General features: G+C 53.6%; 25 protein-coding genes and 1 tRNA gene. 10 read left to right on the forward strand and 16 right to left on the reverse strand.

Annotated elements, in window-relative coordinates; translation table 11 throughout:
* Position 1: 1 nt before the first annotated feature.
* Both Z948_RS0116395 and Z948_RS0116400 read right to left on the reverse strand, forming a co-directional pair.
* On the reverse strand, positions 2-892 hold the full coding sequence (locus tag Z948_RS0116395; protein WP_245604589.1) for a heme/hemin ABC transporter substrate-binding protein: 891 nt from the start codon (positions 890-892) through the stop codon (positions 2-4).
* Entirely contained in the window at positions 889-1,935 is a 1,047-nt protein-coding gene (locus tag Z948_RS0116400; protein ID WP_037952343.1) for a hemin-degrading factor, read from the reverse strand. Before Z948_RS0116400 ends, Z948_RS0116395 begins: the two co-directional genes overlap by 4 nt.
* A 222-nt stretch (positions 1,936-2,157) precedes the next feature.
* Between Z948_RS0116400 and Z948_RS0116405 the strand changes: the two genes are divergently transcribed.
* The 4 genes from Z948_RS0116405 to Z948_RS0116420 all read left to right on the forward strand — a co-directional run bounded on the left by Z948_RS0116405 (position 2,158) and on the right by Z948_RS0116420 (position 8,969).
* Complete coding sequence (locus tag Z948_RS0116405; protein WP_025060635.1) at positions 2,158-4,200, forward strand: TonB-dependent receptor domain-containing protein; 2,043 nt, start codon at positions 2,158-2,160, stop codon at positions 4,198-4,200.
* Positions 4,201-4,271: 71 nt separating this feature from the next.
* A complete protein-coding gene (locus Z948_RS0116410) occupies positions 4,272-4,787 on the forward strand; it encodes a hypothetical protein (protein ID WP_025060636.1) in 516 nt (171 codons plus the stop codon).
* Positions 4,788-4,884: 97 nt separating this feature from the next.
* A complete protein-coding gene (locus Z948_RS0116415; RefSeq protein ID WP_025060637.1) occupies positions 4,885-6,846 on the forward strand; it encodes a TonB-dependent receptor domain-containing protein in 1,962 nt (653 codons plus the stop codon).
* Positions 6,847-7,013: 167 nt separating this feature from the next.
* A complete protein-coding gene (locus Z948_RS0116420) occupies positions 7,014-8,969 on the forward strand; it encodes a TonB-dependent receptor domain-containing protein (RefSeq protein ID WP_025060638.1) in 1,956 nt (651 codons plus the stop codon).
* 52 nt (positions 8,970-9,021) lie between these two features.
* Here Z948_RS0116420 and Z948_RS0116425 read toward each other — a convergent pair whose 3' ends face one another.
* The 4 genes from Z948_RS0116425 to Z948_RS0116440 are packed head-to-tail and all read right to left on the reverse strand — an operon-like array spanning position 9,022 to position 12,545.
* Positions 9,022-9,774 carry an iron ABC transporter ATP-binding protein gene (locus Z948_RS0116425; RefSeq protein ID WP_025060639.1) on the reverse strand — a complete coding sequence of 251 codons (753 nt, stop codon included), beginning with the start codon at positions 9,772-9,774 and terminating at the stop codon, positions 9,022-9,024.
* Positions 9,771-10,715, reverse strand: coding sequence for an iron chelate uptake ABC transporter family permease subunit (locus tag Z948_RS0116430; protein ID WP_025060640.1), 945 nt, complete (start codon positions 10,713-10,715; stop codon positions 9,771-9,773). The genes Z948_RS0116425 and Z948_RS0116430 overlap by 4 nt, the downstream gene beginning before the upstream one ends.
* Complete coding sequence (locus Z948_RS0116435; protein WP_025060641.1) at positions 10,705-11,652, reverse strand: ABC transporter permease; 948 nt, start codon at positions 11,650-11,652, stop codon at positions 10,705-10,707. Before Z948_RS0116435 ends, Z948_RS0116430 begins: the two co-directional genes overlap by 11 nt.
* 2 nt (positions 11,653-11,654) lie before the next feature.
* The gene (locus Z948_RS0116440) at positions 11,655-12,545 is read right to left on the reverse strand and encodes a siderophore ABC transporter substrate-binding protein (protein WP_025060642.1); all 891 of its coding nucleotides are present in this window, start codon (positions 12,543-12,545) and stop codon (positions 11,655-11,657) included.
* Between the two features lie 125 nt (positions 12,546-12,670).
* Between Z948_RS0116440 and Z948_RS0116445 the strand changes: the two genes are divergently transcribed.
* From Z948_RS0116445 to tolA, 6 genes are all read left to right on the forward strand, one after another.
* The gene (locus Z948_RS0116445) at positions 12,671-12,958 is read left to right on the forward strand and encodes a DUF2218 domain-containing protein (protein ID WP_025060643.1); all 288 of its coding nucleotides are present in this window, start codon (positions 12,671-12,673) and stop codon (positions 12,956-12,958) included.
* A gap of 343 nt (positions 12,959-13,301) precedes the next feature.
* The gene (locus tag Z948_RS0116450; protein ID WP_245604590.1) at positions 13,302-13,697 is read left to right on the forward strand and encodes a hypothetical protein; all 396 of its coding nucleotides are present in this window, start codon (positions 13,302-13,304) and stop codon (positions 13,695-13,697) included.
* Positions 13,694-14,353 (forward strand): MotA/TolQ/ExbB proton channel family protein, encoded by a 660-nt coding sequence (locus Z948_RS0116455; RefSeq protein ID WP_025060645.1) that lies wholly within the window; start codon positions 13,694-13,696, stop codon positions 14,351-14,353. Before Z948_RS0116450 ends, Z948_RS0116455 begins: the two co-directional genes overlap by 4 nt.
* Positions 14,346-14,723, forward strand: coding sequence for an ExbD/TolR family protein (locus tag Z948_RS0116460; protein WP_245604591.1), 378 nt, complete (start codon positions 14,346-14,348; stop codon positions 14,721-14,723). The genes Z948_RS0116455 and Z948_RS0116460 overlap by 8 nt, the downstream gene beginning before the upstream one ends.
* A 3-nt stretch (positions 14,724-14,726) precedes the next feature.
* Positions 14,727-15,116 carry an ExbD/TolR family protein gene (locus Z948_RS0116465; protein ID WP_025060647.1) on the forward strand — a complete coding sequence of 130 codons (390 nt, stop codon included), beginning with the start codon at positions 14,727-14,729 and terminating at the stop codon, positions 15,114-15,116.
* Positions 15,113-16,141 carry a cell envelope integrity protein TolA gene (gene tolA / locus Z948_RS0116470; RefSeq protein WP_025060648.1) on the forward strand — a complete coding sequence of 343 codons (1,029 nt, stop codon included), beginning with the start codon at positions 15,113-15,115 and terminating at the stop codon, positions 16,139-16,141. Before Z948_RS0116465 ends, tolA begins: the two co-directional genes overlap by 4 nt.
* 38 nt (positions 16,142-16,179) lie before the next feature.
* Here tolA and Z948_RS0116475 read toward each other — a convergent pair.
* The 10 genes from Z948_RS0116475 to sufB form a co-directional block, all read right to left on the reverse strand.
* Positions 16,180-16,256 (reverse strand) — tRNA-Arg (locus tag Z948_RS0116475).
* Positions 16,257-16,310: 54 nt separating this feature from the next.
* Complete coding sequence (locus Z948_RS0116480) at positions 16,311-17,531, reverse strand: cysteine desulfurase (protein ID WP_025060649.1); 1,221 nt, start codon at positions 17,529-17,531, stop codon at positions 16,311-16,313.
* Positions 17,524-18,117, reverse strand: coding sequence for a YIP1 family protein (locus Z948_RS0116485; RefSeq protein WP_025060650.1), 594 nt, complete (start codon positions 18,115-18,117; stop codon positions 17,524-17,526). The genes Z948_RS0116480 and Z948_RS0116485 overlap by 8 nt, the downstream gene beginning before the upstream one ends.
* Positions 18,114-18,599, reverse strand: coding sequence for a hypothetical protein (locus tag Z948_RS0116490; RefSeq protein WP_025060651.1), 486 nt, complete (start codon positions 18,597-18,599; stop codon positions 18,114-18,116). Before Z948_RS0116490 ends, Z948_RS0116485 begins: the two co-directional genes overlap by 4 nt.
* Before the next feature lies 1 nt (position 18,600).
* Positions 18,601-19,881 carry a Fe-S cluster assembly protein SufD gene (gene sufD, locus Z948_RS0116495; protein WP_025060652.1) on the reverse strand — a complete coding sequence of 427 codons (1,281 nt, stop codon included), beginning with the start codon at positions 19,879-19,881 and terminating at the stop codon, positions 18,601-18,603.
* Complete coding sequence (sufC, locus tag Z948_RS0116500) at positions 19,881-20,636, reverse strand: Fe-S cluster assembly ATPase SufC (protein WP_025060653.1); 756 nt, start codon at positions 20,634-20,636, stop codon at positions 19,881-19,883. The genes sufD and sufC overlap by 1 nt, the downstream gene beginning before the upstream one ends.
* Positions 20,637-20,692: 56 nt before the next feature.
* Positions 20,693-21,493: a polysaccharide pyruvyl transferase family protein gene (locus Z948_RS0116505; protein ID WP_025060654.1), complete on the reverse strand. Its 801-nt coding sequence runs from the start codon at positions 21,491-21,493 to the stop codon at positions 20,693-20,695.
* Positions 21,490-22,008: a hypothetical protein gene (locus tag Z948_RS0116510; RefSeq protein ID WP_025060655.1), complete on the reverse strand. Its 519-nt coding sequence runs from the start codon at positions 22,006-22,008 to the stop codon at positions 21,490-21,492. Before Z948_RS0116510 ends, Z948_RS0116505 begins: the two co-directional genes overlap by 4 nt.
* Entirely contained in the window at positions 22,005-22,190 is a 186-nt protein-coding gene (locus tag Z948_RS0116515; protein WP_025060656.1) for a hypothetical protein, read from the reverse strand. Before Z948_RS0116515 ends, Z948_RS0116510 begins: the two co-directional genes overlap by 4 nt.
* Positions 22,190-23,710: a Fe-S cluster assembly protein SufB gene (sufB, locus tag Z948_RS0116520; RefSeq protein WP_037952340.1), complete on the reverse strand. Its 1,521-nt coding sequence runs from the start codon at positions 23,708-23,710 to the stop codon at positions 22,190-22,192. The genes Z948_RS0116515 and sufB overlap by 1 nt, the downstream gene beginning before the upstream one ends.
* Positions 23,711-23,722: the final 12 nt, after the last annotated feature.

Raw genomic sequence — 23,722 nt, forward strand, 5'->3', positions numbered from 1 at the left:
TTCACTGCCCGTAAAGTGCGGTGTTGAGGTCAAGCGCGGCTTGGGCCGTTCGTGGCCCAAAACCCAGCAGATACAGCCCGTTCATTCGAACAATCGCCTTTTCGCGCGCCGCAGGCGTTGGCACCAGCGCGGGCATCGCAAACAGCTCATCCGTGTCGGTTTGATGGTCGCCCATCCGGTCCATCATCAAAATCACATCAGGCGCCGCAAGGGCAACGGCCTCATCAGTCAGAGGCTTGTAGCCGGTAAAGCTGGTGATTGCATTTATGCCCCCCGCCATTTCGATAATCCCATGGGCTGCTGTTTCGGTTCCCGAAGCCAGAATGCGCCCGCCCTGCGTGCTGAGGATAAACAGGACTCTTTTAGGGTCATCGACTTTTTTCAGGTTTTCTGCGGCTTGTTCGAAACCGTTTGCAATTTCGTCGGCCAATACCGCCGCTGCGGCATCAACATCCAATGCACGCCCAACCACACGGATCTTTTCGATCACACCTTCCGCGCTATAGCCATCAGGAACAGTGATAAACGGGATCGAGACAGCCTCTAACGCATCAATCGTTTCCTGCGGCCCTGCCCCGTCTTCGGAAATGATCAGGTTCGGCCCAACTGACAACACTCCCTCGGGGGAGAGCGCGCGCATATAGCCGACATCAGGCAAATCCATCACCTCCGCTGGAAATGACGAGGTCGTATCCCGCGCGATGAGCCGGTGTTCCTGTTTTAGCGCATAGACAATTTCCGTTACCGAGCCCCCAATAGACAAGACGCGGTCCTGCGCGCTTGCCTGACTTTTCAAAGGCGATGGCACAACGCTCATTGTTACGGCGGCCAGAACAGCCGCGCTAGCGGCAAGACGGATTTGGGCCATTTTGGAAAGAGCCTTGCGCATCATGCCATGGCCTCCTCGTCCAAACCCTGTAGGGTTTTTACGATCTCTCTCCATGCGGGCCTGCTATCACGCCCTTCACGACCGACGCCAAAGACTTGCAGGATGATTGCACCATCCTTGTCAAAGGCTTCGACAGATACAGCCATCCCGCGCTGGGTGGGTTTTTCCACGGCCCAGACTTCGGCGATGTGATCCAACCGCAGATGAAGGTTAAAGCTGGGGTCCATGACGTTTTGCCATGGCCCCATAGGCTTTAGCGTTTCGATGGGGCCTGAATGGATTTGAATGCAGCCTTTGTTACCAACAAAAACCATCACTTCGGTTCCGCGTTCCTGAACAAGGTTCAACATTTGATCAACCGCGCTTGTTTCCAAGGCCCGCACAAAGGGCGCGCCCGCGATCCGATAGGCGCCGAGGCGGTTCATTTTTAACTTGGAACAAAGACGCAGGAACTGGTGGGTGTCGGTCATACGCGCCCACTCTTTTTGCAGGATATCCAGCTTTGCCGGATCCGCTTTGGGGGCTTCTGGTGCTTGGCGAGGCGAAACATCGAGGCGTTGGGCCTGCTCTTGGAGTGCCAATTTATCCTTGATCCCCTGCCATTCGCCGCTGTTGGAGCTGTCGCGCAGAAAGATTTTATGGACGGCATCACCTGCCGCATCAAATACCTGCAACGACCGCTGGATGCCTTTTTCGGTTTCGTTTTCGACGGCAAAGGCGTGCTGCCAGTGCTGGGGGAACATCCGCAGATCAATGTCGCCATTCAAAACCATCGAAGCATGCTGGCCAGAGTGGTAGTTGTCGTAAACGCCCACTTTTTCATGCACACAAGATAAGGTGCGCGTCAGCGCCATAACTTCGCCCAGCTGCTGAGCGGCCCACATGATGTCATCAGGATGGGGTTTTAGCTGCGTCACACCTTGGCCGACATGGGCTGCTAGTAATTCGGCTTCGGAAATTTTGTTTTGCTCGGCAAAGTCGCGCGCGCGCAAATTGGGGCTGAATTCCCGCATTTCGCGGATATCTTCGGGCGATAGTTTTGTCATTTTGCACAACCTCGGTTCAGCGTTGATCTTGTTCAAAAAAGATGGCTGGCATTGAGGGAGTGGCTAGCTATGACCGCTATTGATCGATCATTGTTGACAGTTTTAGTTGGTTAATTTAGGAATCGCAAGAGCGCCAGAGTTAACTGGCCCAATTTTTTCCAACTTACGACACGCCAGCGTACCAGCAAGCACAGTCGATAGACATGTTTGTTAGGGGACCTAATGTCTTATCCAACCACGCGCGCAGCATTGCGCGCTACAACCGCTTGTGTATTGCTCATCAGCGCCACAAATGCCTCGGCCCAAGAAGCTGGTGTTGATCTGGGTGAAATTCTGCTTGGCGAAAGCAAGCGCGACGTTCAGACCGACACAGCAACCGCTGTGACCGAAATTGATCAAGACGAAATTGATGACCGCCAACCAGGAACGATTGCCGAGCTGATCGATTCCGTTCCAGGTGTGAATTTGGTGAATGGCTCAACGCCGCAAGGGTCAGGGATTAACATTCGTGGGTATGGCGCGAATTCGACCTTTGGGACCGACCAGAAAGTAGCGGTTGTGGTGGATGGCGCGTCAGTTGGTGCGGAAGAAATCTATCGCGTTGGAACCCAATTGTTCACTGATCCGTATCTATATAAATCCGCTGAGGTGATCAGAGGGACGGTCGGCAGCTTTGAATATGGTTCGGGTATTGTTGGCGGTGTTGTAAAGCTGGAAACGAAAAACGCGTCTGACTTTACGGGCGGCGAAATCGGTTTTGTTGGCACTCAGACGCTTGAGTTTTCCTCAAACGGCGATGGCATTACCAGCTCGACCAACCTTGCATGGCAACCCTCAGAGCAGTTGGAACTGCTGCTAAACTATACGTGGCGCGATCAGGATATTCAGACCAGCGGCAATGGGAGTGACATCGGCGGAAGCGCCTTTAACCTGCCCTCTTATTTGGTAAAGGGGCGGTATACCTTCGGCGAAAACCGCAACCAATCGCTGACATTTTCTTACAACGAATCCAACACAGACGAGACAGATGTCGCCTATGATACGTTCTCAACCAGTGGGGGTGTTTTTGGCAACGTAGACAGGACAGTCTCTTCGCGCACAGCGGCGTTGGCCTATAACTTCAATCCCTCAAACGACTTTGTAAACCTTGATGTTGTGCTGTCTTATGCCGATCAGGAGATTGACCAAGAATATGTTGAAGGCAGCTCTACCTGCGATGACCCAAGCAACCCTTGCAGATTCCCTGGCGGTTTCCCTACAGGGGGTTTTGGTACGGTTAATGCGGACCACCGCTATGAAACAACCAAGCTGGCGATCAAGAACACAGCCCTATTTGAAACGGGCATCATCAGCCATGAATTGCGCACAGGTCTGGAACTGACCCGCAAAGAGCGCCTTGATGCGGATTCCGCGCCCGGTGGTGTGGATAACCGCGTAGCGGTTTATGCCGTTGATACCATGCAGATCGGCAGCAATTGGACGCTCACCCCTGCCCTGCGGTATGAACATTCCGAGGTGACTGGCTCAACCGCGCCAAATGATGCCACCTATACAAACGAAGCCCTGATGGGTGGTCTATCCCTACGTTATGCTTTTGATAACGGTTTCGCGGTGTTTGGGAGCGCGGCCTATACGGAAAACCTGCCGATTATCGATGATTTGGGCAGCGCAATCTACATGACCCAATCCGAAAAATCTCGCACGTTTGAACTGGGTGCTTCTTATGACACGACAAATATCTTCCGTGACGGTGATCGTTTTGCGATCAAAGGCAACCTTTATAGAACCGCGCTTTGGGATGTGACATCTTATACGGTCGCTGGCTCGGCTTCGACACGTACGGACAGCGTGGAAACCGAAGGTCTGGAGCTGGAAGCCTCCTATGCAATGGAATCCGGCCTGTACATTGATTTGAACGCCAACATTGTGGATGGTTCCGAATTTCAACCATCAGGCACCGTGGTGGATTGGCGCGGGGTCCCTGCGGATACGCTTCAGCTGACCCTCGGCAAGAAATTCGGCGAAGAGCTTGATGTGAGCTGGGAAATGATTGGCAACAAGCGCTTTGAGAACGACAGCGAAGAAGTTGCCGGATCGGTTATTCACAACCTGCGCGCCACCTATAAGCCGCAACAAGGTATCCTAGAGGGCAGCGAAATCCGGTTCGGTGTAGAAAACCTATTCGACAAAGAATACACACCGCGCCTTTCGACACGTTCTGCAACGGGGCGCAACTTTAAGGTGACCCTCTCAACCACATTCTAAATCGATGCCTTCCCGCAGCTCTTTAGCTGCGGGAAGGCCCGTTTCAGACCCGTATTGAAAAGGCCTAAACCATGCAGCCTCACCACAATCACGATCACACCTCCGACACAGCGAATGGGCAGCGAAAAGCCTTTGTTGCGGATCAAGAATATGACCACATTGAACGTAACACGCTAGAAACCTGCCGCGTCTTTTTCGTGTCCTTCAACCAGCCTGAGACCCAGTTTTGGATGCATGCCTATCGGTTTTGCGAAAGCGTTTATTCAAAAACCCACGGCGCGGCCATTTCACAGGCGACGCTTAGCATGCTGAACGCGATGCGGTACGCGCGGCCCCATACGTTTAACTTTACCGATCCGCGTTGCAGTCGGTGTAGCCAATACATCACCCCCGAAGAACGCTATCTGATAGATAGCTTTCGCCATATTCGCCACCAGCGACTACAGCAGGCCCAAATGACCGCGATGTTGTTGTGTGAAGGAAAAGACCCAAGCGCATTCCTAAGCTCGGCTAAAATTTTAAGTGACCATTTGGTCAGTGTTGTTGATACAGCACAGTCGGGGAAAGCTTGCCTTTATAATAGTTGAGTATTTTACTAACCCATGATCTTAGATCGCCTATTAGGCAGCCAATGATGTAAAATCATAGTGACCAAGAAAACGATCAAATTCTAGGTCTGCTGCCATGTACAAATCACGTCTCCTTCTTACCCTGACTGCCTCTTTGTGGGCATCGACATCTTTGGCGCAGGCCACAGACTCGTTTCAGCTGAACACGATTTTTCTCGAAACCGCTTCCGAAAATGACAACGCGGTGGATGTCGAAAGCGAAGACATCGCGCGTCAAAATCCCGCTGATGTTCAGGACTTGTTCAAAAGCGAGCCTACAATTTCTGTCGGCAGCTCGATCCCAGCGTCGCAAAAGCTGTATGTAAACGGTGTTGAGGAAACCAATCTGAACGTGACAATTGATAGCTCGCGTCAGAACAACAAAGTGTTCCACCACGCGACAACCACCTATATCGACCCTGCCCTGCTAAAAGCTGTGCGCATCAATCCAGGTGTTGCGCCTGCGGATGCGGGCGCGGGCGCGCTTGCGGGATCTGTCGCCTATGAAACGCGTGACGTTGGTGATCTCCTTGGCGAAGACCTGACGTTTGGCGGATTTGTTAAATCCGAATACGACAGCAACGGTAATATTTTCACAAAAAGCGGGTCTGTTTACGGCCGCAAAGGTGGGTTTGAATACCTTGGCTTCCTCAAAATCGCAAATGGTGATCTGCGCAGTGACGGTTCGGGGGAAGATATTGTCGGCTCTGGCACAGACCTCGTTTCTGGCCTTGGCAAGCTCGCCTATGAAGCGGAATCTGGTGACCGTTTCGAATTCTCTATGGAGCAGGTTACAGATGATGAGCTGCGCCCCTACCGCGCAAACATTGCCTTGATCACAGCGGGCCGCCCAGTTGACCTGACGCGCAACTATGACATCAACCGCCAGAATTTTGTGTTCACCTATACAGATGAAACACCGACTGGCTGGTGGGACCCAACAATCAAACTGGCCTATAGCGAAACCGATTTGGTCATCGATGAGGATACCCAGTTCAGCCGCGGCACGACCGGAAGCTTTAACGGGGTTATTCAAAACCGCTTTGCCTTGCCCAATGGCAGCATTACCGCTGGTGTCGATTTCTACTCTGATGAAGCCGAGCTGGAATATTATGGTGTGACGGATAGCACCTATGACATTCTGGCCTCTGAAAAATCCCGCAACATTGGTCTGTTTGCTCAGGCACGTATGGACCTTTCTCCACGGGCCCGTGTTTCTTATGGCCTGCGCGCGGACTTCCAAGAGTTCACAGACCTGCATGGTGAAACAACGTCCGACAACGGGTTTTCAGGGAACCTATCCGGTGAATTTGATGTGACGGATAATGTTGTCCTGAGTGCAGGCTATTCCAGCGTTTGGGGCGGTGTGCCGCTGGCTGAAAACTTTATCTTGAATGATGCTTGGGCCTATCCCGAAGACGGGATCGAGGCGGTTACATCCGAAAACATCTTTCTCGCAGCAAACGCAAACTTTGGCGCATGGGATCTATCGGGGAAACTGTTCCGCACCAATATCGATAACGCCCGCACGCCAAGCTGGAGCGGCGGCCCCGACCTGCAAGCCGATCTGGAATCGCGCGGTTTTGAGCTTGGCCTTGGATATGCATGGGCTAACGGCTTTGCGCGGATCGGATATGCAAATATCGACTCCGAAATCGACGGTCGTACAGCGGATTCATATTCGGGCAACTACCTCACAACCCCTCTGGGCGAAGTTGTAACCCTTGAGGTTGTTCACACGCTTCCCCAGCACAATCTGACCTTCGGGGCGGATGCACAGATCGTGCTATCAGAAACAAACACATACGACTTTGATACAGGTGGCGCAGGCCCCACTTTGCCTTCTTATGAAGTTGTGAATGGCTTTGTCGAATGGAAGCCAAAGCGGAACGAGAACTGGACCATCAGAGGCGAAGTTAACAACCTCTTTGATGCGACTTATGCCAATCGCGCCACCTACGGTCAGGAATTTGCAACCGTTAACCCCCTCTTGGAACCCGGACGTTCCTTTAAAATATCGGCATCGCTGAAATTCTAATCTCCCAAAGACGTTGAATTTTCAGTGTTGGACGCGGCCCCTCACAAAGAGGGGTCGCATTTATCTCTAAATCGGCTCGGATTTCTTTCGCGCCGCATATCTATCAACAGCAAGCTATTGGCCACATGCGCCCAAAGCCAGCCGCAAACACCTGCTAGGAAAATGAAATGAACCAATCGACAGCGAGGCGCTTGGCGCTCTCTCTTTTAATGTGTAGCACGGCGACCTTTGCTTATGGTCAGGATGCTACCCCTTTTGATCTGGGAACAATCCGGATTGAAACGGCTGATGCACAGGCCGTTCTGGGCAATGATGAAATCTCGCAAGAAGAGATTGAAAACAGAAATGCGGCTACGGTTGCTGATGTGTTCTCTGGTGAATCTGCAATCACGGCCAGCGGGGGCGCCCCGATTGGGCAGAAGGTATTTGTAAACGGTATCGAAGAAAGCCTGCTGTCCGTGACCATTGATGGCGCGCGCCAGAACAAATCTGCCTTCCACCACACGGGCAATGTGCTGCTTGACCCTGCCCTGTTGAAATCCGTTGAAATCAGCGCAGGTCTGGCCCCCGCTGATGAAGGGCCAAATGCCCTTGCAGGGTCCATCGCCTATACCACCAAAGATGCCCGCGACCTTTTGGATGAAGGGGATCCGTTTGGCGGGATGTATTCCTTTACCGCAGGTACAAACGGTTTGGGGTTTCGCAACACTTTGACCCTGTTTGGCCAACAAAACGGGTTTGAATACCTCCTCAGCGGCACCCGCGCCACGGGGGATGACTATGAAGACGCCGATGGGGTGACCAACCTTGGGACGGGCGCGGACCTAACGGATTACATCGCCAAATTCGGCTTTACTGGCCAAGGCGGCGAGCGTTTGACCTTTTCTGCGTCACAGACAACGGATGACGGGCTGCGTGTTGGCCAACCTGGTCCAGGCGGCATTTTCTTTGTCCGCCCCGATTTTGCAGGAACAACAGCGGGTCCAAACACGCTGATCGAGGCCTTGTCCCAGCGCAAATCCTATACGTTGACCTATACCGATGAGCAGCCAGAAGGCTGGTTCGCCCCCACTGTTCAACTCAGCTATAACGAACAGGAAATCGACGTATCTGGCGTTTACGGTGTGAACAAAAGCTTCAGTGGTGTTTTCAAAAACGAATTCCAGCTGAGCAACGGGACCGTGAATGCGGGCCTAGATTTCTTTGACGAAAGCGCAGAGGGCTTTGGCCGTGGTCCAGGTGCATTTGGCAATTCTGGCCGCGAAGACCAAACCAACGTGGGGCTGTTCGCTCAGGTGCGCCAAGACCTCGGTGAACGTGTGTCCCTATCTTATGGTGCGCGTTATGACTGGCAGAATTTCACCGCCGCAGACGGCAGCGAATTCTCTGACAGTGGTGCCAGCGTGAATGGATCGGTTGATGTTGTCCTGAACGACAACTGGACGTTAAACGCAGGTGCCGCCAGCAGCTGGGGTGGATATGAGCTGGGCGAAGCTTCGCTGATCAACTTTGGTACGGATTGGACCTATGCTGGCTTTACCAGTTCACGCGCTGAATCCCTGCGTTTGGGGCTGCGTTTTGATCGTGGCCCATGGTCGGCAAAAGCGGCTGTGTTTGACACAAAGATCAGCGACCTGAATGCGGTGCTGCCATCTGGTGGCGACCGCGGCGCGTTGAGCGATGTTCGCTCGCGCGGGTTTGATGGCTCGGTAACCTATACTGGCGTCAAAGGCTTTGCGACGTTGAACTATACCTACGCCGATGTAGAGGTCGATGACCAAGTTGCCGATACAACCTCATATTACCTTGGCCGCCCCTTGGGCCACATCTTTGGTCTGGAAATGGGCTATGATGTGAACCCTGAATGGCGTGTCGGTGCCACCGCGCAGATCGCTTTGAAGAACGAGGATACAGCAACGGTTTTGCCAAGCTATGAAGTTGTGGATGTTTATGCCGAATTCAAACCGAAGAACATGGAAAACCTGAACCTTCGCCTTGATGTGCATAACCTCTTTGATGAGCAATTCTCGCGCCGCAGCTCGGACGGGATCGACAACAGCAATGTCATTCCTTTGACTGATCCGGGTCGCACGATCAGCTTTACCGCATCCATCAAATTCTAAAACAAACGGCATCGCCCCCTATTCGGGGCGGTGCCACGCGTGTCGAAAGGCGCTAGACTTCGATGATGACCTTACCGTTCAGGGTGTGCAATTTGGGGTCTGTTTCGAAAACATCTTTTAGCAACGCCGCTGTAATCACCTCATTCGGGTGGCCAACAGCAACCACTGTTCCCTGTTTCATGGCGATGATCCGGTCAGCGTAGGCCGCTGCATAGTTGATGTCATGCAGAACAATCACAATCGTGCGGCCGTGCGTTTGGGCAAGCTCTTGCAGTGTTTTCATCAATGAGCGCGACGCGGCGATATCCAGATTATTCAGCGGCTCATCCAGCAGAATGTAGTCGGTATCTTGGGCATAAATCATCGCCACTTGGGCCCGTTGCCGTTGCCCGCCCGAGAGGCTGTCCAGCCTTCTGGATGCCAACCCTGTCAGGCCAAAGGTTTCGATGGCTTGTTCAACCAAGGCGGCATCTTTGGCGCTGGGGCGCCCATTGTGATAGGGATAGCGGCCAAAACTGACCAACTCGCGCACCGTTAGCAAAGGCGCGGCATCACTGGCCTGAGGCAGGATCGACAGCTTGCGCGCCAATACATCATTCGCGCAAGCCCCAACCATCAGATCATCGACCTCAATCGTACCATCCTGAAGCGGCAGAATCCGTGCAATGAGGGACAGTAACGTAGATTTGCCTGCGCCATTCGGGCCGATCAACGCAGTGACCCCGCCTTTGGGAAGGTTCAGATCGACCTGATCCAGAATTGTTGTTTTACCGATACGGTAACTCACATCCGATACATTTATCATTTGGATCTGCCTCGCAGCAAAAGGAACAAAAAGACAAGCCCGCCAAGAACATCAATCACGACAACCAAAGGGGTGCTAAGGCCTAGCAGGCGCTCAAGAACCATCTGCCCGCCAACCAGAGTTATCGCAGATATCAAGGCTGCGCTGGGTAATAAGATGCTATGGTTAGAGGTGGGCGTAACCAGATGGGCCAAGCTCACGACCAGCAGGCCCAGAAACGCCATCGGCCCGACAAGAGCGGTTGAGACGCAGACCAAAACAGCCACAATCACCAACACTTCAAACTGCGCGCGCTTTGGGTTTTCACCCAGATTGATCGCGCTTGCCGCCCCCAGCGCCAAAACATCCAAACGATAGCGCATCCGCCATGTGGCGATAAGCGCAAGCAAGGTAATGCCCGCCGCAATCCCTAACAAAACAAGCTCCACACGGGCAAAGCGCGCATAGGAACTGACCTGCACAACAGCATATTCATTTGGGTCAATCATCCGCTGTAAAAACCCCGTCAATGAGCGGAACAAAACCGAAAAGATAATGCCCGTCAGCAGCATGCGGATCAGGTCTGAACCGTTGCGGCGCAGCAATGTTCCAAACAGCACCAGCGAAGCTACCATCATCAGGCTGGTGTTCAGGGCAAATTGCCCAATCGCGGAAAGCCGTTGAAATTCGGGCGCCCCCAAAACAAAGATCAGCACCGTCAGGATCAGAACGTATAAGGCATCAAACCCCATTATTGCAGGGGTCAAAATCCGGTTTTGGGTGATGGTCTGGAACAGAACTGTTGCGGTTGAAACCGCCACAGAAACCAACAATAGCACTGCCAGCTTGTTCCCGCGAAACGGCAGAACAAACGCCCAATTCCCCCGAGAACCCAGCGTCAGATAGGCGGTAACGCAGCACAGTAATACTGCCCCAAGGATGGTTAGACGTCTAAACAGCATGGCGTTTGGGCGCATATAAAAGCCAAAGGAATACGCCCGCGCCCAAAACGCCGAAAACGGACCCAACGGGAATTTCATAGGGATAACGCACAAGACGCCCGATAATGTCACAGCCCAAAACCAAAATCGCCCCCATAAGGGCCGTCATGGGAAGCGTTAAGCGCAAATTGTCCCCCGCAAGTCGCGCGATGATATTGGGAACAACCAAGCCAACAAATGGGATCATACCAACGGTCACCACCGTCAACGCCGTGACAATCGAAATCGCCAACAAACCCGTTACCACGACCTGACGGTAGTTCAAACCAAGGTTGGTCGTAACGGCCTGCCCCATGCCGACGATTGCAAACTGATCAGCGGCGAAATAGCTCAAAAGCGCAACAAGGGCCGCAATCCACAAAAGCTCGTAGCGCCCTTGCAAAACCCCCGAAAACTCGCCGCTCATCCAAATGTCGATATATTGCAGCAGGTCGGCCTGATAGGCGACAAAAGTAACACCCGCCCCGATGATCCCGCCATAGATCAGCCCCACCAAAGGAACCATCAGCGGCTGGGTTGGCGGCAACCGGTTAACAATGGCCAGAAAACCAAGGCTCGTCGCCAAGGCCGTGAGCGAGGCGATCCCCATCTTGGCCAGCATAGGCGCAGTGGGCGTGACAAGAGTAACCAGCAAAATCCCCAAGGCAGCACCCTGCCCTGTGCCTGTTGTCATCGGCTCGACAAAGCGGTTGCGAACCAACATCTGCAAAATCGCACCACAGATGGCCAAAGAGCCACCCGTTATCACAACGGCAATTGTGCGTGGCCCCCTGCTGATCCACAAAACTTCCCAAGCTGTTGGATCCTGCCAAAGCGCACCAATCGAAATATCGATCACCCCTACGAAAAGGGAAGCAAACGCAAGGGCAACCAACCCGAGGGAAAGGGTGATCCGCATTCTTACTTGTCTTTCAAACCAGCCAGTATCTCGTCCACGATCAAATTCATGGATTGGATACCCCCCCCCGCAATATAAATCGGCCCCGAGCTCAGATAGATAACGCGGCCGGATTGCCATGCTGGGGTGTCATGGACCAACGGGTTATCAAGGGTGGTTTGCGCAGATGCGCCCTCTTGTCCGATGGCTGCCAAACGGTCGATCACAATCAAAATCTGGGGTTGTGCATCGCGGATAAATTCAAAACTGATCGCCTCGCCATGGGTTGTTTTCTCTAGGTTTGGCACGGCCTCTTTCAACCCAAGCCGATTGTGCAGCCAGCCAAACCGCCCGCCAGCGCCATAGGCGCTCACCTTGGGGCCATTTGTCATCAGGATCAGCGCGCCGCCCTGATCCGCTGCCAGTGTCTTTGCTTCATCCACCTTTGCGTTAAAGGCGGCTGTCAACGCTTGGGCTTGTTCTTCACGGTCAAAAATCTGGCCATAGGCTGCAAGCCTCAGCAACCCTTCACCAACAGTGTCAGCCCAAACCGTCATATCAATGGCGGGTGCAATTTTGGCCAGTTCGGGAACTTGCTTTGACGAACGTCCCCCCGCAATGATCAGATCAGGCTGCATCGCAAAAACGGCCTCGAAATCGGGCTCAAAAAGCGAGCCAACAGGCGCTGTCCCTTTGGCCGCCTCTTGAAGATAGGGAAGCGGAACAGGCGCAACCAGCCCTTGTACCTCGACCCCTAATGCGGTGAGGCTGTCAAAGGCGGAAAAATCAAATACAGCAACATTTTCAGGATTTTCCGGGGCGTTCTTAATCCCCGAATATGTCTGAATTGACACCTCTTGCGCCCATGTGGGTGTGGTCGCCAAAGCCAAAATAATTGATAACGTTCTGAGCATGCCAAGTTCCTTGTCTCGACGCATGGCTCACGAATGTTGGCTGTGCATGTGGTTGTTTTCTGACACCTACAAAGCCATATACGCCTTGTCCAGTGCCCTAGGCACCACAATTTAAAGGAGCAAAAATGCCAACCACTACGGGATATCTGAAAACAGAATACGGGTCGAAATACCTGCAACAGCTCTGCAAACACTTTGGCCATAAAATCGACGTTTCCTACGATGCCGAAAAAGGCTGGGCCGCATTTTCAATGGGAACAGCCCAGATGAGCGCGGATGAAAACGGGCTGATGGTGACTTGTGAAGTTGCTGACGCAAAAGGTGTTGAGATGATTCACGGCGTCATTGATAGCCACCTTGAAAAATTCGCTTTTCGTGAAGAAATCAAAGTGATGACTTGGGAAACCACCTAAAAAAACCTGCTCTGATTTGTCATTCTGAGTAAAAATGGGGCTTCAGACCTCATTTCCTGATAAAAAAAGTCAGACTATTGAGGCGCCAAAGGTGATCATGTAACCATTTGTTTTATAAAAATTAAAAACAACAGCGATCGAAACGCCAAGGCCTTCAGGTCTACAAACACGACAAAATCACGACCCAAAAACCTTGAAACTGCTTTTGATAGCAGGCATCACCCGATCAACGACTCCCAGCCAGAACGCCAACAAAACTTGGGTTCAGCCAGGCAACGTCACCAATTTTCTTTGGACGGGAGCACTTATGAAACGGTTTGGATTTTCCTGCTTTGCCACAGTAATGGCTATGACAGCCTTCCCTCTTTTTGCGCAAGAAACCGATATTTCTGGCAAAATCTCAGTCGAATTAAACGCTGCGCAAACAACCGAAGGCGCATGCACTTTGACCTTTATGATCACCAACGGGTTAAAGTCCGAAGTGGAACGCGCGGTCTATGAAACAGTGCTTTTTGACAAAAACGGCCAAGTTAACAGGCTGACCCTGTTCGATTTTGGGACGCTGCCAGCAGCGCGGCCCCGTGTGCGCCAGTTTTCGGTGCCACAAGTGACCTGCGATCAGCTGGGCCGCGTTTTGCTAAACGGTGCGCATGCCTGCACTGCCGAAGGGCTGGCCGATGATATTTGCAGCACCGCAGTGGTCCCCTCTAGCCGGATCGAGATTGAGGTGCTGGGATGATTTTCCTGTCTCACCTATTAGAACCCCTTCGCCAAATAGCCGAGATCGGCGGACCCGTTGTTGTTATTCTGATGGGGGTCGGCGTGCTGACCCTTGCCGTAACCCTATATAAAACATGGCAGTTCTGGCAGGCTGGCGTTGGGCGGCATGTTGCTTTGCGCAACGCGGTCACAGCATGGGACCAAGGTGACCGCGCAACGGCCCGTCACGCCATTGATCGCTCGACCAGTTATCTGGCGCCTGTTGTGGATATGGTGATGTCTACCTCAGAATCCGACGGCGCGCGCTTTCATGCGGATGCTGAAGTCAGATTTGCCAAGTTAGAGCGGGGTTTCCGCCTGCTCGACTCGGTTGCGCAGCTTGCGCCTTTGCTTGGCTTGTTCGGCACTGTTCTGGGAATGATCGAAGCCTTCCAATCGCTGCAGGATGCAGGCGCTCAAGTTGATCCATCAATCCTTGCTGGCGGTATCTGGGTTGCCTTGCTGACCACTGCCGTTGGTCTGGTTGTGGCAATGCCAACGGCCTTGATCCTCAGCTGGTTTGAAAGCCGGATGGAGGCCGAGCGTGTCATCGCGGATCAGGCGATCATGACGATCCTACAGCCCAATGGCACCGCGACAGCAGCTGCGCCTGATATGGTTCCGGCCCATGCCTAAACTTCGCAAGAGGCGGCGCAAACTGTCGATGACTTCCTTGATCGATGTCATCTTTCTGTTGCTGCTGTTTTTCATGCTCACCTCAACCTTTTCAAAATTTGCCGAAGTCGATTTATCGGTGGCCAGCTCTGGCAGCTCTGTTCCATCAGACAGGCCGCCGTTGTTCTTGCAATTGAGGTCAGATGAAATCCGCCTGAACGGGGATATCGTCACATTGGAAACCGTTTCGGCCTCTTCTTTGGCCGAGGCCGAGGAAGGAACCGTGTTGCTGGTGAGCCTTGGCGCGCAGGTTGATGCGCAGCGGCTCACAGATCTTTTGGTTACTCTGCGCAGCTTTCCAAAGCTGCAGGTGAATGTGTTGGGAAGCTAACAGATGCGCAAGCTGGAAAAGGGAAAACCCCAACGCGAACCAACAATTGCATTGATCAACATCGTCTTTCTGATGCTGGTTTTCTTCATGGTTGCAGGGACGTTGGCGCAGCCATTGGACCCTGCTTTGACCTTGGTGAAAACCAGTGACCTTGAAGGCCGCGCGCCACCGGATGCGTTGGTGGTACATGCGGATGGGCGGATCGCCTATCGTGGCGTTGATCAGCAAGATGCGGCAACATTTTTGGCAGATAAGTCACAAGATGAAAAGGCCGTTGTGCGGCTGGTGCCGGATCGGGCGCTGCCTGCAAAAGACCTGATCGCGCTGACCCGTGATCTTAGGGGTGCGGGCGCGCAAAAAGTTGTATTGGTTACCGAACGGGCGCTGAAATGATTGCATCTTCCCCAACAGCTAAAGTCATCTCTTTTGTTGTGGCCACCACCTTTCTTGTCGGCGCGGTCACCATGGCTGCGCCCGAAATGAAGGTCGAGATTGAAGGCGGTGGAGAACAAGCCGCTGCCAATTTTGGCACCCGTTTTGAGGATATGGCCATCGGAACGCTGTCTGCCCAGCCTGCTGACACCGAAACACCTGTGCCCCCACAGCCAATCACGCCGCCCCTTGACACAGCCGAGGTTGTGCAAGCTGAAACACCGACAGCGGCGCAATCCGAAGCCGTTCAAGACACCTTGCTGCCAGAGCCCGCACTGGCGGCCACATCAATCCCGATAACCGAGGCAACAGCGGCCCAGCCTATACAGGAAGCCCTAACTGTCACAGCCGCCTTAACCCCAACGATCCAGCCATCGGTACCAATCGCTACCGCTCCAACCCCTTCTCCGGAAACCGTCACCTCCCAAGCACCCGCATCAACCGCCCCGCCTTTATCTTCACGCCCCAAACGCCGTGATCCAGTAAAGGCCGCAAAAGTTGCGGCCGAGCGCCCCAAGCCCCAAGTTTCAAAGCCCAAACCCTCCAAGCAAGCCGCCGCGAAACCGCGGACCAAGACGACAAAACAAAACAAGACGACAAAACAAAAAACGCCGCGTGGAAATGCCAAACAGAATAACAAAAAGGGTTCTGCCACAGGCACAAACAAACGCGCCAGCACCAAGGCACAGGGGCGCAAGAAGAAGGCCAGCGCGTCAGCGGGAAATGCCGCCGCCAGTAACTATCCCGGACAGGTTATGCGCCGGATCAGCCGCGTCAGAAAACCAAGGGTGAATTCGCGCGGCACGGCTGTGGTCAGCTTTTCCATATCCTCCAGCGGTGGACTGTCGCGGGTGTCAATTGCCCGCAGCTCAGGCTCTGCGGCACTGGATAACGCGGCCAAAGGTGTTATCCGCAAAGCCGCCCCCTTCCCAAAGCCGCCCAGAGGCGCGAAAAGACAATTCAGCATCCGCATCAAAGGCCGCTAAATCGCGGGCCATCGTTACAGGTGAAAGCGGAGGGAAAGTGGCGGACCATAGAGGATTCGAACCTCTGGCCTCTGCCTTCGGAGGGCAGCGCTCTATCCAGCTGAGCTAATGGTCCACTAAGGGCGGTATAGTCTGCCCACCCTGCCCCTGCAATTCAAAACCTACGCCTTCAGGCGAAAAGATCATGTGCCAGTTCAAGCGCGTCGATCCAGATGTCGACCTCTTCGGTAGTGTTGTACATCGCAAAGGAAGCACGGCAGGTGGCGTTCAGGCCAAGGTGCTCCATCAAGGGGCCTGTGCAATGCTGCCCTGCACGAACGGCGACGCCCTTTTTATCAAGGATCGTCGAGATATCATGCGCATGTGCTGCACCGTCCATTGTAAAGCTGAATATCGCGCCTTTGTCGGGCGTCGTGCCTTGCACTTGGATCCAGTTTAGCCCAGCCAGCTTTTGAACGGCGTAGTCACGCAAAGACGCTTCATGTGCTGCAATGTTGGATAGGCCAACACTGGTCATATAATCCAGCCCAACGCCCATGCCGATCATCTGAACAATCCCGGGGGTGCCTGCTTCGAATTTCATGGGGGCGTCATTATAGGTGACACCGGATTTGGTGACTTCGCGGATCATATCGCCGCCACCGATAAACGGGCGCATCTCGGCCATGCGATCTGATTTTACATAGATCGCACCTGATCCCGACGGGCCATAAAGCTTGTGACCCGTTAGGCAATAAAAATCACACCCGATGTCCTGAACATCAACGGGCATATGAACGGCTGCTTGGGAACCATCAACCAAAACAGGCACACCCTTTTCATGGGCTGCTTTTGTGATGGTTTTCACATCGACCACAGTGCCCAAAACGTTGGACATATGGGTCACGGCGATCAGTTTGGTGCGCGGTGAGATCGCGTCGATCACGGCTTGGGGGTCCAAGGCGCCGGTTGCATCCACATCGACCCATTTAATAACAACACCCTGCCGTTCGCGCAGAAAATGCCATGGGACGATATTGGCGTGATGCTCCATCACACTCAGGATAATCTCGTCTCCGGCCTCCATACGTGGCATCGCCCAGCCGTAAGCCACCATGTTGATGCCTTCGGTTGTGCCCGAGTTAAAGACGATCTCATCCTCGGAACCCGTATTGAGGAACCATGCAACCTTGCCCCTTACGGCCTCGTATTTATCGGTCGCGAGGTTGGATAAATAGTGCAAACCACGGTGAACATTAGCGTATTCATGGCTGTAGGCTGTGGTGATCGCATCAATAACAACCTGCGGCTTTTGGGCGGACGCGCCGTTATCCAGATAGACCAAAGGTTTGCCGTTCACCTCCCGCGAGAGGATCGGAAAATCGCGCCGAATTGCAGCAACATCATACATTTGTGGGAACTCCCAATGTGCCAAGGCCAATCAGCCCCGCAAGTATTACTAGCCCGAAGGCAATGCCAACCATCGCCAGAACGATTGTGCCAATTGCGTAAAGCAAATTGGGAAAGCGATGTGCTTGGGCAATGAAATTCACAATGACCCACAAGGCAACAACGTTGATCCCAAAGGAAAGGAACTGCGCAAAATTCGGGGACAGAAAGGCAAGAACGAAAAGAACCACTTGCGCCGCCGCTTGCAACGCATGCAACCAAACCATCAGCGCCAAGACATCACCCAGATCTGCCTGCCCGCCAAGGGCCCGCCCCGTCCAGTAAAACGCGTGAACACTCAGAACCAGCAGCCCTGCGGTAATCACAAAAAACAAAACGGGGTTGCTGACCATGCCTGGCAGGCTAGCGGTATCAACAAAGAACAGGAAAGCCCCATTGATAAGGCTGTTCACACAGGCAACCAACGCCAGCGCAGACCATAAAACATCACGGCTCAGGTATAGGCCAATGATCTTTTTGGCAGCACTGCGCGGGGTTGTGATTGTCTCTAGGGCCAATCCTTTGATCGCGTTTTGATCCAAAATCATCGCGAACCATCCGCCTGCAATAGCCCCGCAGCCCAGAACCAGCCAAAAACGGCGATCCAGATGAACCCGACAACCTCTAACTGGATGCCAGGTCCGATGAAACCAGCCGTCAGCCCCATCAACAACATCACTGGCGTGGAGGCCAGCAAGGCCCAGATCAACGTAAAGCGAATTTCAAATCCAGACACTTTGCGCTGCGCGATGCGCGCAAGCAGCCAAATGATCATTGAAAACCCATAGATCAGGATCGGCATGATAAAGATGTATAAGAACGCGCTCCAATACAACCTCGCGGTCAAAGGGATATCGGGGTCCAGCTCGGCTTCGCGTGCCTGAAAGGGGGCTGATGCGACAAACATCAACACCCCTGTGATCAGCAAAAACAATAGCGCGCGCACCTCGTTGCGCCCCTGCCCCAAGAACCGCGCCACAACGCGGCCCGGTCCTTTGTAGGTAGAAACGATGTCTTGTGTCAGCGCCATCTTAGCTGCGGTGCCGCAATAGCCATGCGCCCAGACGGGCAGTCATATCTTCGCGCAGCTCTTCGTGGTCGATTTCATCAACCGCTTCAGCCAAAAAGGCGAGCGTCAGCAGATCGGTTGCTTCGTTTTCCGGCACACCGCGAGAGCGCAGGTAGAACAAAGCATCCTCATCAATCGCGCCAGAGGTCGAACCATGGCTACAGGCCACATCATCGGCATAGATTTCCAGCTCGGGCTTGGCCAAGAATTGGCTGTCGCCGTCCAACAGCAAGGATTGGCTGATCTGATAACCGTCCGTTTTCTGTGCGTCTTCTTTCACAAGGATCTTGCCTTGGAAAACGCCCGTTGCGCCGTTGCGCAGAACTTTTTTGAAAACCTGACGGCTTTGGCAGTTTACTGCGTCATGGGTGATGAACACCGTGTCATCATGATGAAAATCACCATCCCCGACACAGGCGCCTGCCACATGGGCAATCGCATCATCGCCTGTCAGCTCGATCACACAGTCATTGCGCGTCAGCACGCCATTCACGGTCATGGTGAAGGAGCGGAAGGCAGATTCAGTTCCCAGACGGGTAAAGATATGCGTCGCCGCGCGGCGTTCGTGGTCACGCCCTTGGGCGCGGATATGGTGGAAGGATGCGTTATCAGCAACTTCCACTTCCATCACTTTGTTGAACCGTGCCGCCGCTGGCCCGTTTTCCAGCAATGTCATCTCGGCACCCGCATCCAGCTTGATGCAATGATGCAAGATCACATCGGAACTATCTGATTTGTATTGGTAAACCAGATTTACAGGCTTGCTCACTTTACCTGTCACATGGATCAGGATGCCATCAGTGGCAAAGGCTGTGTTCAGAGCAGCAAGAGGACGTTCGACTGGCGTTTGGCCATTTGTTTCGAGCACACCATAAAGGCCTTTGGCCCAGTGCAAGTCGCTGTCAGCGGCTGCAAGGCGCTCAATGGTCAGGCCCTCAAGGCTCAGATCATCCGAAGCGGCCGCGTCAAAAACGCCGTCAACAAAGACAATCCGCAAGCGGTCAACCGCATCGAACATCGGTTCTTCGTCAGTCTCCAGAACCGTTGCCTTTGGTGCCCCTACTTGGGTCAACGTATCAGGACGGGTGTATTTCCAATACTCGTCACGCCGTTGTGGCAGGCCCATCGCACGCAAACGACCCAGCGCGTCATGGCGCGCATCAGCCGCCCACGTCGCTGCGGGCATGGTCAGCGAGGCAATCATATCCTCGGTCGGGTTAGATTTTACAGCTGCATCCGACATTACGCTACCTCGGCAAGGATATCTGCATAGCCGTTGTTTTCAACTTCCAACGCCAGCTCAGGCCCGCCAGTTTTAACAATACGGCCATTGGCCATGATGTGAACAACGTCTGGTTTGATGTGGTCCAACAGGCGCTGATAGTGCGTGATAACCAAGAAACCGCGGCCCTCGGTGCGCAGCGCGTTAACGCCCTCAGCTACCAGTTTCATCGCATCAACGTCCAGACCGGAGTCTGTTTCATCGAGGATGCACATCTTTGGCTCCAGCATCGCCATTTGCAGGATTTCGTTGCGCTTTTTCTCACCGCCAGAGAAGCCCATGTTTACAGGCCGCTTTAGCATATCCGCGTCGATTTTCAGCTCTTTGGCTTTGGCGCGCACGACCTTCAGGAACTCGGCCGCAGACATCTCTTCTTCGCCGCGTGCCTTGCGCTGCGCGTTTACGGCTGTGCGCAGGAAGGTCATGTTACCAACGCCTGGAATTTCAACAGGGTATTGGAACGCAAGGAACAGGCCAGCGGCGGCGCGCTCTTCTGGTTCCATATCCAGCAGATCAATGTCTTCCAACGTGGCGGATCCACCCGTCACTTCATAGCCGTCTTTACCAGACAGAACATATGACAAGGTAGATTTACCCGAGCCGTTAGGCCCCATAATCGCGTGCACTTTGCCCGCTTCTACTTCCAGATCAACACCCTTGAGGATCTGTTTATCTTCGTCTTCCAACTTAACCTGTAGGTTCTTAATGCTCAGCATGTGAATGCTCCTTTATATTCTATTTCAGCGCTTGGCGCCTGTGATGTGTCTGGCCTTCAGGCCGTTGATTTCAGCCGCGCAGGAAAGCTCTCGTGCAGAGCTTGCTGGGCGGCGGTTATGTCGTCGCTGTAGGCGATCGCAGTGGGCTTTGTGGATTTAACCTCTGCCAAAGTAATCGGGGTCTTCATGTCGTTGCGCCCAACCGAGGCCGCATAATCGTGGTATTTCAGCCAACTCTGGCCTTTTGGCTCGATCCATGTGTTCGACACGCCATAAGCATCTGCGATGATCAAACCATGCAACGAAGACGCAAAAACATGCGCGCAAGACGCGATTTGAAGGCAAACCTCTTTTTCGTCATGGCGTGGATCAATCAGCAAGAAAGCAGGATCAGATGCGACCAAGGCAAGCAGATCAGGATCATCCATCAGCGAATAATGCGGAACGATGCCGATCCTGTCTTGGCGCGCACCCATAAACGGCAGAACTTCGTTAATCAGCAACCCCGGATCGCCATAGGTTTTCATTTCGCGCTTTAACAACGCTGCCGTAATAGGCCCGCGCACCAAAGCCAGTTCGACATTGTCGAGAAAATCATGGCCAAAGATCGGGTTCAGCAATCCTGTCCCCCAAACGCACAGTTTTTCACCCTTTTCGCGGGGCTCTTTCTGGGTCCGTTTCACGACCTGCAACATGGACCCGATCGCAAACAAATCCGCACGGCGCGGCCCGATATGCTCAACCGGACGCCCAGCCATATAGCCCACGATCAACGGGTTGATCGCATCACCAAAGTTTGGCTCGGCCTTCCACCAGTGCAATCGCAGGGGGGATTTATTTAGGGTTGTCTCACTCATCCCGTAAAAGGCCGCCCGTCTTTATAAAAAGGTTTCACTTCGCGTGCTGCGCGGTTTCGTGCCTTTTGAACCAATGGCGCAAGGTTTCTAAACATGCTGTCGAACAGTAACTTACACCGCATGTTGATTGCGCCAGTGCATAGTTTTTTGTCCCTCTCAGCCTGAGGCAAAGCGTTGAATTCGGCCATCGCAGCCCTCAACCCGCCGCGACCAGCATAGGCGTTTTCGATGTGGGTCAATGTACCACGACGAATTGGCCCCAAACTTTTGGGCACGATTTGATTGAAGTGTTTGTTTACGGCCTTACAGGCGGCTGGCGTCATGGCCGCACCGCAATTGAAACGCCCAAGGTTGCGGGCAACCTCAATCACAGCAGGTTTGAATTGTGCCGCATCGCTATAGCCAAAGGCTTTGCTGATCTGCTGCTTGGACACATTCTGCGCCCCGGCCACGGATGCTCCGGCCAAGGACACCGCCAAAGAAACAGCCCCAATATGAACCCAACGAGAAATCATGAGCTACGCCCTTTGAACCAACGAATAACCAGCCCAATGAGAAAATACAAAACGCCAAACACGGCAGCAGACATCGCAGCCTCGGGCCAGCCCTGACCTTCGTCAATGCCAAACCCCAAGCCCCAACTGACCGAGAAATAGATCAGTATGGCGATGCCTGTTTCGCGAAGGAGCTTTTGCATCAGCCCACAGACCCTTCCAGCGAGATCGCAACAAGCGCCTGTGCTTCCATAGCGAACTCCATCGGCAGCGCCTGAAGCACGTCTTTGCAGAAGCCGTTAACGACCAAGGCGACCGCCTCTTCTTCGTCCATCCCGCGCGAGCGGCAATAGAACAGCTGATCGTCGTCTACCTTGGATGTCGTCGCTTCATGCTCGACCCGTGACGAGTTATTCTTCACCTCGATATAAGGCACGGTGTGCGCCCCGCATTTATCGCCGATCAGCAGGCTGTCACACTGGGTGTAGTTGCGGCTGTCTTTGGCTTTTGGGTGCATGGACACAAGGCCACGGTAGGTGTTTTGCGCCTTACCTGCGCTGATGCCTTTGGACACGATCCGAGACTTGGTGTTTTTGCCAAGGTGAACCATTTTGGTCCCCGTATCCGCCTGCTGCATGTTGTTTGCAATCGCGATCGAGTAGAATTCACCCTGACTGTCGTTGCCACGCAGGATGCAGGACGGGTATTTCCACGTCACGGCGGAACCTGTCTCGACCTGAGTCCACATGATCTTGGCGCGGTCACCACGGCAATCGGCGCGTTTGGTCACAAAGTTATAGATGCCGCCCTTGCCGTTCTCATCACCAGGGTACCAGTTTTGAACGGTCGAGTATTTTACTTCGGCGTCTTCTTCGATGATGATCTCGACCACGGCCGCGTGCAGCTGGCTTTCGTCGCGCTGAGGGGCTGTACAGCCCTCAAGGTAGCTCACGTAGGAGCCTTTGTCGGCGATGATCAACGTGCGTTCGAACTGGCCTGTGTTTTCCGCATTGATACGGAAATAAGTGGACAGCTCCATCGGGCAGCGCACACCTGGTGGGACGTAAACAAACGAGCCATCCGAAAACACAGCCGAGTTCAGCGTGGCGTAAAAGTTATCCTGAACAGGCACAACAGTGCCGAGGTATTTCTTGACCAACTCAGGGTGATCCTTGATCGCCTCGGAGATCGAGCAGAAGATAACGCCCGCCTTTTTCAGCTCGTCCTGAAAGGTGGTGCCGACAGAAACACTGTCAAACACCGCATCAACCGCAACCTTGCGCGGCTCGTCCGACATGTTTTCAGCGCCTTCAACACCTGCAAGGATCGCCTGTTCTTTCAACGGGATGCCCAGCTTTTTGTAGGTTTCCAGCAGCTTTGGGTCTACCTCATCCAGCGACTTTGGCTTGACGGCCATGCTTTTGGGGCGGGCATAGTAATATTGCTCCTGAAAGTTGATTTCAGGATAATCCACCATCGCCCAGTCAGGCTCGCGCATTTTGGTCCAGCGGTCATAGGCGCCCAAACGCCACTCGGTCATCCACTCTGGCTCGTCGTTTTTGGACGAGATCAGCTTGACGATGTCCTCGTCCAACCCCAGCGGCGCATAGTCCATTTCGATGTCTGTCGACCAGCCGTATTTATAGGCGCCGCCAACTTCACGAACGGCATCTACTGTTTCCTGATCAACGCCGTCTTTTACAATTGTATTATCCACGCTCATATTCCTCTCACG

The organism is Sulfitobacter donghicola DSW-25 = KCTC 12864 = JCM 14565 (assembly GCF_000622405.1).
GTDB lineage: Bacteria > Pseudomonadota > Alphaproteobacteria > Rhodobacterales > Rhodobacteraceae > Sulfitobacter > Sulfitobacter donghicola.